Origin of the sequence: Streptomyces globosus (assembly GCF_003325375.1) — a bacterium.
GTDB classification, from domain to species: Bacteria; Actinomycetota; Actinomycetes; order Streptomycetales; family Streptomycetaceae; genus Streptomyces; species Streptomyces globosus_A.
The window spans coordinates 4968732-4982051 of record NZ_CP030862.1 but is presented as its reverse complement, the minus strand read 5'-3'; the positions used below and the strand labels follow the sequence as shown (position 1 = coordinate 4982051).

Below are 13320 nucleotides of genomic sequence, written 5' to 3'. Positions count from 1 at the left end.
CGGGGGTCAGTAGCCCCGGCGCGGGGCGGGCGGCAGGGCCGCCGGGATGTGCTGCATCCCGGGCTGGTGCTGCCGCCCGCCGGCGTATGCGGCGGAGCCGGTGCCCGCGGAGCCGCCTGCGTACGCGTACGAGGGCTGCGGCGCGGCCGGGGCCGGCACGGGCGCGTACGGCGGCTGCCACGGCTCCGGCTGCCATCCGGAGCCGCTCCAGCCGGCCCCGTAGGAACCGGTGCCGGCGAGGTGGGAGCCGCCGTACGAGAACCCCGTGAAGGCGAGGTCCTCCTCGCCGGAGCGGTCGCCGGGCAGCGCCCGGAAGGCCCGCAGGTACTCCGAGCACAGCGTGTCGTAGATGGGGGTGTGCGAGGCGGCCGGAGCGCCGTCCCGGTCCTGTACGGGGCGCATCCGGGAGATGCTGCTGGTAGGGGCAGAGGCGCGGGAGGGGTCGTATGAATGCACGTATCAGCCAACGACCCCGGGGCCCTGCGGATGCGGGCGGAGGGGCAGGAAACGCAGATCGCCGGGGGTGTGCGGGCGGCCCGCACACCCCCGGCGACGTGCGCCGTCCCGCCCCCTCGTGAGGGGTGGGACGGTCGCTCCGGGCCTGCTTCCCGTCAGGCGCCCGGGGTGCCCGCCAGCGGCATCGAGGCGGCCACCAGCTTGCCGGCCGCGGCGGCCTTGTCGAGGGCGTCCCGCAGGAGGTCCTCCCGCGGCTGCTGGCCGATGGAGCCGACGGGTGCCGCGTAGACGAGGACGCGCTGGGACTTGTTGACGGCGGCCCGCCACCCCTCGGTGACCGACAGGGCCTGGTGCGCCTGCCACCAGGCGACGGGGCCGGAGCCGTCGGCGCCCGGCTGGAGCACGGCGTGCAGCTGGCCCGCGGCGAGCAGCACCGACCAGCCGGCCAGCGGGGTGGGCAGCTCGGCGGTGTCGGTGACCGGGATGAAGCCCTGCTCGATCAGGAGCGGCAGGAAGTCGTCGCCCGGGCCGGTGGTGCCGGGGCGGGCGATCGGCGCGGTCGGCTCGACCACGAGGGCCGGGTGCAGTTCGCCGCCGATCAGGACGAGACCGCTGGTGATGCCGAGGACGGCCTGGCCGCCGGGGACGCTCTGCGGGACGGCGCCGCCGGCGGCGGGGGCCTCGGGGGCGGGGCTGTCGCCGGTGATGCTGCGGACGGCGCCCTGGAGCTGCTCCTCGGAGACCGACACGACCTGGGAGGGGATGCAGCCGGCGTGCGCGAAGGCGAGGACGGCGGTCTCGTCGCCGACGAACAGGACGGTGCTCGTGGGGTCGGTCTCGGGGTCCCCGGGGGTGCGGCAGGAGGTGCAGTCGTAGCTGCGCGGTGCGTCGTCGCCGGTGAGCAGCCTCTCGGCTTCTTCGTCACCGATCTCGGCACGTACCTCATCACTGACGTCGAGCATGCGGGGCACGGGGTGGCTCCTCGGGCTAGGCGAGCGGGGGCCGGGCGGTTCCCGGCCTGCCGGGATCAACGGCGGATCGGCGGCCGGGGTCACGCCGTCCGGGGGAACGGAATCGAACCTGGCGGCCAGAGGGGTGAAGGGCCCGACCGGGGCTTCGGTTCGGTGCCAACAGATGCCGTTTCATGTCCAGTTGGTGTCCGGTCATGGCCGTTTCCAGGGAAGGGGGCGCGTCCGCCGACCGGGTGGGGTATCGGACAGGCCGCGTGGCGCGGGAGGCGGGCTCCGACGGGCTGCGTAGCGTGGCCCGGTGCCCGACCCCCGGATCCGGCGGGCCGCCGCAGCGGCGGCCGCAGCCGCCGCCGCGCTGGCTCTCGTCCTCGTACTCCCCCCGGGAGCCGGCGCGGCCCCTCCTCCGCCGGCGCCCGGCCCCGCCGCCGCCGCGCACCCCGGCTCGCCGGGGACCGTCGGCAGCGGGCCGGGGGACTGCGGGCCGGGCGGGGAATGGCCCTGGGACTGCGTGGCCGACTGCGAGAGCAGCGGGCGGTGGGCGATCGACACGGGCAACGGCTTCTACGGGGGGCTGCAGTTCCGGCAGTCGACGTGGGAGGAGTACGGGGGCCTCGCCCATGCGCCGCGCGCGGACCTGGCGACGCGGGAGCAGCAGATCGCGGTGGCGGAGGAAGTGCTCGCCGAGCAGGGCTGGGAGGCCTGGCCGGTATGCGCGCGGCGGTACGGGCTGGCCGGGCGGATGCACGTGGTGCGAGCCGGGGACACGCTGGCGGGGATCGCCCGCAAGCGGCGTGTCGAGGGCGGCGCACAGGCGCTGTACGAGGCCAACCGGGCAGTGGTCGGGCCGCGTCCGGAGGCGCTCGCCGTCGGCCTCCTGCTGGTCCTCCCGCCGCCGCGTCCGGCGCCGTCGGCGCCTGTGGAACGGCCTCCGTCGGCCGTTCCGGGCGGCCCCGGAACGAGTTCCGAAGCGGCGGACGGGCAGAGTCCGCAGCCGGTGCCGGCCGGGTCCGCGGCAACCGCTCCGGCGGAGAAGGCGTAAGCGAACCGGAACGCCCCGGCGGTGCGCCGCAGGCCGCCGCGCACAATACCGCCGCCGAATTCGCGGACACTCGAACGGAATACGAAAGCGGGCCTCCCGCGGATGCGGCGGCGCGCCGGATAAACAATGGCGGGGGCCGGTTCGGGGCGGTCTTCCTGCGGCGATCGGGGGAAGTCTGACGACCCGTAAAACTGTCGACATTCCGTGACACAAGCGTGACCCGGTACGGACGAACGGCCGGGCGCGGCGCTGACGCCCGGGCTCCGGGAACGGCCGAGGCGGGCCGGATGCGGCTCCGGCCCGCCTCGCTCCCGCGCGGGCTGGGGTGGTGCGTACCGCCCCGCGCGGGCCCTCGTGCCCGGTGGTCCGGGCCGGTTCCGTCAGCTGCCGCCCGCGGCCGGGCGGGCGGCAGCGCGGGCGGCGCCCGCCCGGTCGCCGTGGGCCGGGCGGCGGGAGCCGGCCGGGGCCCCCGGCAGGCGCTCGGGCCGGACCAGGTGCGGCCGGCCCGACAGGTGCGCGGTCGGCCGGGCGAGCGCCGTGTGCCCGGTGGCTGCGGCCGCCGCGGCCGTCTGGGCGGGCACCGGGGCCGGAGTGGCGGCAGCGGCCGGAGCCGGGGCGCCCGCCGGGGCCGGAGGCCGCCACTTGCCCCCGGCGGACAGCAGCGGCACGAGCATCGCGGCGACCGGCGCGGGCAGCGTCCCGGCCTCCACGCGGCGGCGCATCGCCTCGCGCTTGGCGAACACCCAGGCCTCGACGCCGGCGATCAGCGGCTCGAACCAGGGCAGCGCCAGCATGATCAGCAGGCCCGCGGACCAGCCGAGCAGCACGTCGCTGACCCAGTGGGTGCCGAGGTAGACCGTGGTGGCGCCGACGCTCAGCGAGACCACCGCGGAGACGATGGACAGTACGCGCCGGGTGGTCACGGTCGAGGCCAGGTAGGCGAGGATGCCCCACGTCACGACGGCGTTGGCGGTGTGCCCGGAAGGGAATATGTCGCCGCCGGCGAAGAGTTCGGCCGAGCCGATCGTGGTGGCGTAGTGCGGGCCGAGCCGGCCGAGGCCGAGTTTGACGGAGCCCACCGTCACGTTCAGCAGGAGCAGCGCCACGCCGAGGGTGATCAGCGGGCGGAGCGTGTGCTGCCGCCAGGAGCGCCAGCCCAGCCACGCGGCGACCATGACCGCGGTGGGTCCGCGCTGGCCCAGCACGACGAGGTAGTCGAGGAAGGCGTGCAGCTGCGGCCACTGCTCGTAGGGCCGGAAGAACATCACCTGCCAGTCGAGGCGGACGAGCCAGGACGTGGTCAGGACGGCCACCACGATCGCGAGGTAGAACGCGAAGGTCGATCCGAGGAGCACGACGCGATGCCGGCTCATCCGCGGTGTTTGCAGATGAGCCGGCCGCTCGGGTTCCCGGTCCAGTCGGGCGAACACCCGCTCCAGCCGGGTCAGGATTTGGTCGGTACGCACTCAATCGACGTTACCGCGCGCCGCTGTGCAGCCCGGTCGAATCACCGGGTTTGTGATGACCATGTGATGTGGAGTTGGTCTCACGCGGTGCGTAATTCCTGGGATTAAGGCATTAGTTGGCGCATCCGGCTCTTTGGTGCGGCCATTCATTCGCACCGCTTACACGGTCTTTATCTCGGCGGTCCAATTCCTTTCCGCCCGAGGCGTAAGGGCATCCGCCGCCTGCGCCGCTACGGCGGTCCCGAGCCGTTCAGCCAGAACGCCCCGTACGCCGCCGACACCAGCGCCGCCGCCCCCAGCAGCGCCGCCGCCCGCCCCGGCCGCCACCGGGCCAGCGCGAGGGCCGCCGGGAACAGCAGCGGGAACGCCGGCAGCAGCAGCCGCGGCTTCGAGCCGAAGTACCCCGACGCGCCCAGCGCCAGCGCGACCACGATCCCCGTGTAGACGAGCAGCGGGGCGGGCTGCCGCTGCCGTACGCACAGCGCGTACAGCCACAGCACCAGCAGAACGCCCCCGCCCAAAGCCAGCCCCGCCGCGGCCGGACCGGGCCCCTCGGCCAGCATGGCCGCGGCGAACCGGGCGAAGGCCAGCCCCCCGTCGAAGCCGTTGCCCCAGCCCTCCTGCACCCGCAGGTACCCGAGCAGCCCCTCACCGGTGAACGCACCCACCCACACCACGTACGCCGCCGCCCCCGCCGGAGCCAGGGCCGCCCCCGCCGCGATCCGCCACGACCGCCCGCCGCGCCGCCACGCCAGGGCCGCCGCCACCCACACCGCCGCCACGACGGCGGCGCCGACCGGGCGGGTCAGCCCCGCCCCCGCCGCGAGCAGGCCCGCCGCCGGCCACCACCCGCGCAGGACCGCGTACAGCGCCCATGCCGCCAGCGCCGTGAACAGCGCCTCGCTGTACGCCATCGACTGCACGACGCCCACCGGCAGCGCCGCCCACACCGCGACCGCCCACACCCCGACCCGCCGGGCGTCCGCCTCCGGCCACCGCTCCCGGCACACCGCCCCGGCCACCGCGAAGATCCCCCACGCCGCCGCGAGACCCGCCACCGCCGACACGGCCAGGCCCGCCGAGCCGTACCCCAGCCCCGTCGCCCCCGACACCAGCCGCTCCAGCCACGGAAGCAGCGGGAAGAACGCCAGGTTCGCGTGCACGTCCCCGTTCGGCAGGACCACCTCGTACCCGTAGCCCTCCGCCGCGATGCGGGCGTACCACAGCGAGTCCCACCGCGCCGACAGCAGCGTGTGCGCACTGCTGCCGACGGCGGCGCCCCACCCGTACAGAACGGCCGCACCGAGCAGCCGGACCGCCGCGTAGACCGCCAGGGCAGGCGCGGCCCGGCGCCATCCAAGATCTTCCACAGGCATGATTATCCGCAGGGCCGTGACCGCCGACCGGCGCAGAACCACGGACCGTCACGACGCGTGTACGCCGGGGAAGGGCAGCTGCCGGAAGGGGGTGGGGCGAGTGGCGCACGCCACAGGGAGGCCGCCGCCGCGATGAGAGCTTGACCACGTGTGGCATGGGCGAACTCGCGTACGCTGACCCTTCACTCGCACGTCGCCGCCGGACCCGCAGGGCGCCGCACCGCACACCGCCGCCGCGGCCCGCCGAGAACACCGGTCCACCGGGTGCGAGCGATTCATCTGGGAGGTACATGCATGTCGGGGACCAACGCGGCCGGCCGCAGGATCGCCGACACCGACAGAGGACCCCTCCGCAACCGGCTCCGGGCCGCCTCCGGCGGAACGAACCGGTGGCTCGTCCTCGCGGTCCTCTGCGTCAGCCTGGTCCTCGTCGCGCTCGACGCGACGATCCTGCACGTCGCCGTCCCCGCCGTGACCGAGGACCTGCGCCCCGGCCCCATCGAGCTGCTGTGGATCGTCGACGCCTACCCGCTCGTCTGCGCCGCCCTGCTGATCCTCTTCGGCACCCTCGGCGACCGGATCGGCCGCCGCCGGATACTCCTGCTCGGCTACGGCCTGTTCGGCGCCGCCTCGGCCGTCGCCGCCTTCGCCGACCACGCCCAGGTCCTGATCGCCGCCCGCGCCCTCCTCGGCGTAGGCGGCGCCATGATCATGCCGGCGACGCTGTCGATCCTGCGCCAGGTCTTCCCCGACCGCCGCGAGCGCGCCCTCGCCATCGGGATCTGGACCGCCGTCGCCGCCATCGGCGCGGCCGGCGGCCCCGTCCTCGGCGGCTTCCTCATCGAGCACTTCTGGTGGGGCTCGGTCTTCCTCATCAACATCCCGCTGATGGCCCTGATCCTGCCGCTCGGACGGTGGCTGCTCCCCGAGTCGAAGGGCGCCGCCGACGGGCCGTGGGACGTGCTCGGCGCGCTCATGGCCGCGGGCGGCGTCCTCGGCGTCGTCCTCGGCGTCAAGCGGCTCGGAGCCGAGCGCCGGCTCCTCGACGCCGAATGCCTCGTACCGCTCCTCCTCGGCATCCTCCTGCTCGTCCTCTTCACCCGCCGCCAGAGGCGCCTCGCACACCCGCTGATCGACATGCGGATGTTCGCCCGCGCCGCCTTCTCCACCTCCGTCGGGTGCATCGTCCTCGCCATGCTCGCCCTGGTCGGACTGGAACTGCTCGCCGTCCAGTACCTCCAGCTCGTCCTGGGGCTCAGCCCGCTCGAAACCGGGCTCCGGCTGCTCCCGCTGACCTTCGCGGCGATGGCCGCGGGCGCCACCGGCTCCTACACCCTGGCCCGGATCGGCCCCCGCACGATGGTCTCGCTCGGCTTCCTGCTGACGGCCTTCGCCGTGCTGCTGCTGACCCTCATGGGCCAGCACGACCGGCCCGTGCTCCTCACCGCCGGCTTCGTGCTGCTCGGCTTCGGGCTCCAGACGACGCTGTTCGCCGCGTACGAGTCGATGCTGAGCGAGGCGCCCGCCGAGACCGCCGGCGGGGCGGCCTCCATAGGCGAGACCTCCTACCAGTTCGGCGCGGGCATGGGCATCGCCCTCCTCGGCAGCGTGATGAACGCGGCGTACGCGCCGGGGCTGCTCGACGTGCCCGGGGTGCCGCCGCAGGAGGCGCGGGGCGCCGCCAACTCGCTGGGGGAGGCCTACCAGATCGCGGGGGACCTCGGCGGGGCCGCGGGCGAGGCGCTGTACGCGGCCGCCCGGCACTCGTTCGTCCACGGGCTGCACATCACGCTCGTCGTCAGCGCCGGCCTGCTGCTCGCCGGGGCGCTGATGGCGCTGAAGCTGCCGCGCGCCATGGACTGCGCCGGAGGGGACGAGACCGACACCGCGGGCGCCGCCGCCCCCGTGCCGCTGCCGGCCCAGGCGGGCCCGGTGGACGCGGCCGGCGCAGCAGACACGGCAGGCACGGCAGACACGGCAGACGCCGAGGACCGCCCCACGGCCAAGGCCGTCTGACCACCCGGCGCCGTCCGACCCGGCAGGCGGGGGGTGGACCGGCGCCCGCCGCGGCGACAAACTAGCACCGCTAGGTTCACCCCCAGGTCCGCCGGGAGGCCCCGTGTCCTTCGTCCCCACCGATCCGCTCGGCCTCGACGAGCTCCTCAGCCCCGAGGACGCCGCCGTCCGCGACACGGTCCGCGCATGGGCCGCCGACCGGGTCCTGCCGTACGTCGCCGACTGGTACGAGCGCGGCGAACTCCCCGGCATCCGGGAGCTCGCCCGCGAGCTCGGCGCGCTCGGCGCCCTCGGCATGTCCCTGGAGGGGTACGGCTGCGCGGGCGCGACCGCCGTGCAGTACGGGCTCGCCTGCCTCGAACTGGAGGCGGCCGACTCCGGGATCCGCTCCCTGGTCTCCGTCCAGGGCTCCCTTGCCATGTACGCGATCCACCGCTACGGCTCCGAGGAGCAGAAGCAGCGCTGGCTCCCCGGCATGGCGGCGGGCGAGCTGATCGGCTGCTTCGGCCTGACCGAGCCCGACGTCGGCTCCGACCCGGCGGCCATGCGCACCCACGCCAAGCGGGACGGCACGGACTGGATCCTGAACGGCCGCAAGATGTGGATCACCAACGGCTCGGTGTCCTCGGTCGCGGTGGTCTGGGCGCAGACGGACGAGGGGATCCGCGGCTTCGCGGTGCCCACCGACTCCGCGGGCTTCTCCGCCCCCGAGATCAAGCACAAGTGGTCGCTGCGCGCCTCGGTCACGAGCGAACTGGTCATGGACGACGTCCGGCTGCCGGCCGATGCGGTGCTGCCGGGGGTCGCGGGCCTGAAGGGGCCGCTGAGCTGCCTCAGCCACGCGCGGTACGGGATCGTCTGGGGCTCGATGGGTGCGGCGCGCGCCAGTTTCGAGGCGGCCCTGGACTACGCGAGGACGCGCGAGCAGTTCGGCCGGCCCATCGGCGGGTTCCAGCTCACCCAGGCGAAGCTGGCGGACATGGCGCTGGAGCTCCACAAGGGCATCCTGCTCGCCCACCACCTGGGCCGGCGGATGGACGCGGGCACCCTGCGGCCGGAGCAGGTCAGTTTCGGCAAGCTCAACAACGTCCGCGAGGCGATCGAGATCTGCCGCACCGCGCGCACGGTCCTCGGCGCGAACGGGATCTCCCTGGAGTACCCCGTCATGCGGCACGCCACCAACCTGGAGTCGGTGCTCACCTACGAGGGCACCGTCGAGATGCACCAGCTGGTGCTGGGCAAGGCGCTCACCGGTCTCGACGCCTTCCGGTGAGGCCCGGCCTCAGCTCTGGTTGAAGAAGTCGCGGGAGCGGCCGCCCGGCTCGCCGCTGACGATCTGCGTGTCGGCCGGGGTCAGCAGGAAGACCCTGGTCGCCACCCGCTCGATGGAGCCGCGCAGTCCGAAGGTGAGGCCGGCGGCGAAGTCGACGACGCGCTTGGCGTCGGCGGGGTCCATCAGCGACAGGTTGACGATGACGGGCACGCCCTCGCGGAACAGCTCGCCGATGGCGCGGGCGTCGCGGAAGCCGTCCGGCGTGACGGTGGCGATGCGGCGGCCGCGCTCGACGGCGGACTCGGAGGCGACCCGGACCCGCGGGTCGGTGGCCCACTGGTCGCCGGGGCCGGCGACGGAACCGTGCCCGGCCTCCGCGTAGTCGTCGTCGTAGTAACGCTCGTCGTCACTGTCCTCCACGAGACCCAGCCAGGCGCTCGCCTTGCGTACCGAACCCATGGACGCCTCCTTTCACCGCGGTCAGTCTGTCCTTTTCTCCGCAACCCCTATGGTCCTCCATGATGCTGACAACGCGCCAAGCGGATGGCCGCCGCGAAGTTGTTTCGTGACGGTACTGGTGCAGAACATCCGTTGCACTGTCGAGGATCCTGGGCGGCGCCACTGCTGACCGAGTGAAAATACGACCGGTGCGGCCGCGCGGGTGGTCGGCGGGGGCGTACGGGTGACTGATCTGGCTGGATACGATGCCCATCTTTCCGCGGATGACACTCGGGGGGCCCGTATTGTTCGGCATCGTCAGACCTTGTGCGCACCGCCTCGGGGAGCGGTTCAAGGCGGAGTGGACAGCCCACCTGTGCGGGCTCTGCCTGGCGCTCAGGGGTGACCACGGGCAGTTCGCCCGTATCGTGACCAATTACGACGGGCTTCTCATATCGGTTCTGACGGAGGCTCAGTCGGGCCCCGTCGCCGGCGCCCGGCGCACCGCGGGTCCGTGCCCGCTGCGCGGGATGCGGACGGCTGCCGTGGCCGACGGCGAGGGCGCGCGGCTCGCCGCGGCCGTCTCGCTCGTGCTCGCCTCGGCGAAGGTGCGGGACCACGTCGCGGACGGCGACGGGCTGTTGGCCCGCGCGCCGATGGCCGCGGCCGCCCGCCGGGTGGCCCGGCGCTGGGACCGGGCGGGCGCCCGCACCGGAGCCTCGCTGGGCTTCGACACCGCCGTCCTCGTCGACGCCGTGGACCGGCAGACCGGCATCGAGACCCTGGCCGGTCCGGGCACGCCGGTGCTGGCGGTGACCGAGCCGACGGAGACGGCGACGGCCGCGGCGTTCGCGCATACCGCACGGCTGGCCGGGCGGCCCGGCAACGCCGCCCCGCTCGCCGAGGCCGGCCGGTACTTCGGCCGGCTTGCGCACCTGCTGGACGCGGTCGAGGACCAGGCCGAGGACGCCGTGAACGGCGCCTGGAACCCGCTGACGGCGACCGGGACCCCGCTCGCCGAGGCGCGCCGGCTGTGCGACGACGCCCTGCACGGCATCCGGCTCGCGCTGGACGAGGTGGAGTTCGCGGACGCCGGGCTGGCCCACCGGCTGCTGGTGCACGAGCTGCGGAGCTCCGTGGACCGCGCCTTCGGCACCTCCTCCTGCGGGCACACGGCCGTGAACTCCGCCGGCCGGGGCGGCGGCTTCGGCGCGCCGCCGCCGCAGGGCTTCGGGCCGGGCCAGGGGAACCCGTACGGCGGCGGGCCGGGGAACCCGTACGGCGGCGGGCCGCAGGGCGGCGGGCCGTACGGCGGGGGGCCCTACGGCGGGGGGCCCGGGATACCGCCGACGGGCGGACCGGGCCGCGGCGGGCAGCCGCCGCAGAAGCCGCGGCGCGGGCTGCTCGCCGGCTGCGCGGTCGCCACATGGATGTTCTGCACCTGCCAGCTGTGCTGTACCGAGCACGAGGGCCCCTGGTCCCGCAAGAAGCGGGACCCCTGGTGCGACAGCTGTGATTGCTGTGACTGCTGCAACTGCGACTGCGGGTGCAGCTGATACTGAGCAGCCGTCAAGAGGCCGCAGGCCCGGACGGCGTACTGCCGGGTTGCCGTCCGGGCCGGGCGTGGAAGGGTTGGCGACACCAGCGATCACGCACCCGACCCCGAGGCGGACTGCCGTACATGACGCGAACCCCCACCGGCGCCCGCCCGGTACCCCCGCCGACCCGCCGGCTGTCCCGGCGGGTCGAATTCCGGCCGTTCCGCGGTCCGGGGGCGGCCGCTGCGCCGAGGGGGGCCGCGACCGGACGCCGCTGCCGCTTCCCGGCTCCGCCGACCACGTCTTCCGCCCGCTCCCACCGCCGGGCGGCCCCCCGCCGACCGGGGCGGCCGCGGGCGGGCGGAGGCCGAAACACGCCCTTGTCCCCGCTTTCCGGCGCCGAGACACTCGCGTCAGCGCCACTCGGGGATTTGTCAGGGGCACGACGAAAACTGTGCGCCCGCCGTACCCCCGGCTGCGCCTCACGGGCTCCGGCTCCCCCACACCGCCGGGCCCCCGATCCCTCCCGGGAGGACGAGAAGTGAGGATCAAGAGCATCACCCGTACCCGGCTGCTCGCGGTGGCCGCAGGCCTGGCTGCCGTCGCCGGGCTCGCCGCGCCCACCGCCGCCAGCGCGGACAGCGGCTTCAGCGCCGCGCGGCTCGCGGCGGCAGGCGCCTCCGTCCAGCGGGCCGACGTCGCCGGCACTGCCTGGTACACCAACCCCGCCAACGGCACCCTGGTGGTCGCCGCCGACTCCACGGTCACCGAGGCGGACCTCGCCAGGATCCGCAAGGAGGCCGGAGCCGACGCGGCCGCCCTGCGCGTCGAGCGCATCCCCGGCCAGCTGCGCAAGCTGGTCTCCGGCGGCGACGCGATCTACGCGTCGAGCTGGCGCTGCTCGGCCGGCTTCAACGTCCGCCGCGGCAGCACCTACTACATCCTGACCGCCGGCCACTGCACCGACGGCGCGGGCACCTGGTACACGAACTCGGCGCGCACCACGGCGATCGGCCCGACCGTGGGATCGAGCTTCCCCACCAACGACTACGGCCTCGTCCGCTACGACAACACCTCGCTGTCCCGCCCCGGGACCGTCGGCAGCCAGGACATCACCAGCGCCGTCAACGCCACCGTCGGGATGTCGGTGACCCGCCGCGGCTCCACCACCGGCACCCACAGCGGCACCGTGACCGGCCTGAACGCCACCGTGAACTACGGCAACGGCGACATCGTCTACGGCATGATCCGCACCAACGTGTGCGCCGAGCCCGGCGACAGCGGCGGCCCCCTGTACTCCGGCACCCGTGCGGTCGGCCTCACCTCCGGCGGCAGCGGCAACTGCTCCTCGGGCGGGACGACCTTCTTCCAGCCGGTCGTCGAGGCCCTGAACGCCTACGGGGTCAGCGTCTACTGACCCGGCAGGAGCGCAGCGGCCCGCCCGGGCCCCGGACCCCGGGCGGGCCGCTGCGTGCGCCGCTCAGGCGGCGACCCGCTCCTCGGGGAGGCCGCTGCCGACGGGGGCTCCGGGGCGGCCCCTGCGGAAGGCGGCGCAGGCCAGGGTGACGGCCGCGCCGCCCACCGCCCAGGCGGCCAGCACCAGCAGCGGCCCGGCCGTGCCGTGGCCGTCGAAGTACGCGAGCGAGCGCGCCGCGTACGTCCCCGCGCCCGGCGGCAGGGCCGGGCCGACGGCCTGCCAGAACGGCGGCAGCAGCGCGTACGCGTAGGCGCCGCCCGCGCTCGGGTTGCCGACGACCACCACCAGCAGGATCGCCAGGCCGATGCCGACCACCCCGGCCAGCCCCTGCAGGGCCAGGGTGATCGCGCCGACCGCGAAGACGACCATCGTGCCCAGCCCCCACAGGGCGGCCGTCCCGCCGGGCAGCGCCCCCAGCACCGGGCCCGCGACCACCGCGCCGAGCAGCCCGGCGACGGCCGCGTACACGAGCAGCGCGCCGAGCCGGACCGCGGCGCGGGCGGTGTTCGCGGGGCGGGCGCCGGCGCTGACCGCGAGGGCCGCCGCGCACAGGTAGCCGCCCACGCACCAGCCGACGACGAGGTAGAAGGAGCTCAGGCCCCGGGCGTCGCCCGCGTCGGCGGGGACGGCGTCGACGACCTGGAGGGTGCGGCCCCGGGACTCCTCGGCGAGGCCGACGACCTGCTCCAGGGCCTGGGAGAGGGAGGCGCCGGCGCCGCTCGCGACCAGCAGCCGGTCGGGCCCGCCGCCCGGCCGGACGATCAGCGCGCCGTCGGCCTCGCGGGTGCGGACCTCGCGGAGCGCGGCCGCCTCGCCGGACACCGCGTGCGCGTCGAGCGGGTCGCCCTCCAGGCCGTCGAGCTGCCGCGCGGTCTCCTCGGCGGCCGGCGCGGAGGGGGCGGCGACGGCGAGGCGGATCCCGCTGGGCCGGGGGTCGTGGAAGGCCCCGAGGTACGAGACGGCGAAGGCGAGCTGGAGCGCCAGCACACCCAGCACCAGCAGGGCGGCCCGGGCGGTCACCGCGTCCTTGATCTCGGCGGCGAACCCGCCGGGCGCGGGGGCGCCACGGCTCTCTTCGGTGCTCTGGGTCATGTTTCACACGCTCGGCGGGCAGGAGGGGGAGCGCAGCAGGGGAGCGCTGAACGGGTGACGGCGGAAACGGAAGGGCGAGGGGGCGGGTCGCCGGATGATCGAACAACTGTTTCGCACGGGTATTCGAATTGCCTTATGGTGGAGAGCGGGGGAGGTGACACCGAGGAGAGCAGGAGGC

11 protein-coding genes are annotated in these 13320 nt (G+C 75.1%); 5 read left to right on the top strand and 6 right to left on the bottom strand.

Annotated features, from left to right (window positions below; translation table 11 throughout):
• Positions 1-6 precede the first annotated feature (6 nt).
• Positions 7-402: a hypothetical protein gene (locus C0216_RS22085; protein ID WP_114056956.1), complete on the bottom strand. Its 396-nt coding sequence runs from the start codon at positions 400-402 to the stop codon at positions 7-9.
• Between the two features lie 209 nt (positions 403-611).
• A complete protein-coding gene (locus C0216_RS22080; protein ID WP_114056955.1) occupies positions 612-1427 on the bottom strand; it encodes a hypothetical protein in 816 nt (271 codons plus the stop codon).
• 298 nt (positions 1428-1725) lie between these two features.
• Between C0216_RS22080 and C0216_RS35115 the strand changes: the two genes are divergently transcribed.
• Positions 1726-2466 carry a transglycosylase family protein gene (locus C0216_RS35115; RefSeq protein WP_342777125.1) on the top strand — a complete coding sequence of 247 codons (741 nt, stop codon included), beginning with the start codon at positions 1726-1728 and terminating at the stop codon, positions 2464-2466.
• Positions 2467-2846: 380 nt separating this feature from the next.
• Here C0216_RS35115 and C0216_RS22070 read toward each other — a convergent pair whose 3' ends face one another.
• Together C0216_RS22070 and C0216_RS22065 are read right to left on the bottom strand one after the other, a co-directional pair.
• Entirely contained in the window at positions 2847-3932 is a 1086-nt protein-coding gene (locus C0216_RS22070) for a phosphatase PAP2 family protein (protein WP_114056954.1), read from the bottom strand.
• Positions 3933-4162: 230 nt separating this feature from the next.
• Positions 4163-5308, bottom strand: a complete 1146-nt coding sequence (locus C0216_RS22065; RefSeq protein WP_114056953.1) for a hypothetical protein — start codon at positions 5306-5308, stop codon at positions 4163-4165.
• A gap of 294 nt (positions 5309-5602) precedes the next feature.
• Here C0216_RS22065 and C0216_RS22060 point away from each other — a divergent pair, with 294 nt between their 5' ends.
• Together C0216_RS22060 and C0216_RS22055 are read left to right on the top strand one after the other, a co-directional pair.
• Positions 5603-7324 carry an MFS transporter gene (locus C0216_RS22060; protein WP_114056952.1) on the top strand — a complete coding sequence of 574 codons (1722 nt, stop codon included), beginning with the start codon at positions 5603-5605 and terminating at the stop codon, positions 7322-7324.
• Between the two features lie 103 nt (positions 7325-7427).
• Positions 7428-8597: an acyl-CoA dehydrogenase family protein gene (locus tag C0216_RS22055; protein ID WP_114056951.1), complete on the top strand. Its 1170-nt coding sequence runs from the start codon at positions 7428-7430 to the stop codon at positions 8595-8597.
• Between the two features lie 9 nt (positions 8598-8606).
• Here the strand turns inward: C0216_RS22055 and C0216_RS22050 are convergent, their stop codons facing one another.
• Complete coding sequence (locus tag C0216_RS22050; protein ID WP_114056950.1) at positions 8607-9056, bottom strand: cell division protein SepF; 450 nt, start codon at positions 9054-9056, stop codon at positions 8607-8609.
• A gap of 284 nt (positions 9057-9340) precedes the next feature.
• Here C0216_RS22050 and C0216_RS22045 point away from each other — a divergent pair, with 284 nt between their 5' ends.
• Positions 9341-10591 carry a DUF5685 family protein gene (locus tag C0216_RS22045; protein WP_114056949.1) on the top strand — a complete coding sequence of 417 codons (1251 nt, stop codon included), beginning with the start codon at positions 9341-9343 and terminating at the stop codon, positions 10589-10591.
• Between the two features lie 523 nt (positions 10592-11114).
• Positions 11115-11990 carry a S1 family peptidase gene (locus tag C0216_RS22040; protein ID WP_114056948.1) on the top strand — a complete coding sequence of 292 codons (876 nt, stop codon included), beginning with the start codon at positions 11115-11117 and terminating at the stop codon, positions 11988-11990.
• Positions 11991-12053: 63 nt separating this feature from the next.
• On the opposite strand, the gene C0216_RS22035 is transcribed toward C0216_RS22040, so the two are convergent.
• Positions 12054-13142 (bottom strand): DUF3533 domain-containing protein, encoded by a 1089-nt coding sequence (locus tag C0216_RS22035; protein ID WP_114056947.1) that lies wholly within the window; start codon positions 13140-13142, stop codon positions 12054-12056.
• Positions 13143-13320: the final 178 nt, after the last annotated feature.

What these genes read in the sequence shown, in the direction of transcription:
- C0216_RS22060 (WP_114056952.1), top strand. Translation starts at nt 5,603, where the DNA reads ATGTCGGGGACCAACGCGGCCGGCCGCAGGATCGCCGACACCGACAGA.
- C0216_RS22085 (WP_114056956.1), bottom strand. Translation starts at nt 402, where the DNA reads ATGCGCCCCGTACAGGACCGGGACGGCGCTCCGGCCGCCTCGCACACC.
- C0216_RS22065 (WP_114056953.1), bottom strand. Translation starts at nt 5,308, where the DNA reads ATGCCTGTGGAAGATCTTGGATGGCGCCGGGCCGCGCCTGCCCTGGCG.
- C0216_RS22035 (WP_114056947.1), bottom strand. Translation starts at nt 13,142, where the DNA reads ATGACCCAGAGCACCGAAGAGAGCCGTGGCGCCCCCGCGCCCGGCGGG.
- C0216_RS22050 (WP_114056950.1), bottom strand. Translation starts at nt 9,056, where the DNA reads ATGGGTTCGGTACGCAAGGCGAGCGCCTGGCTGGGTCTCGTGGAGGAC.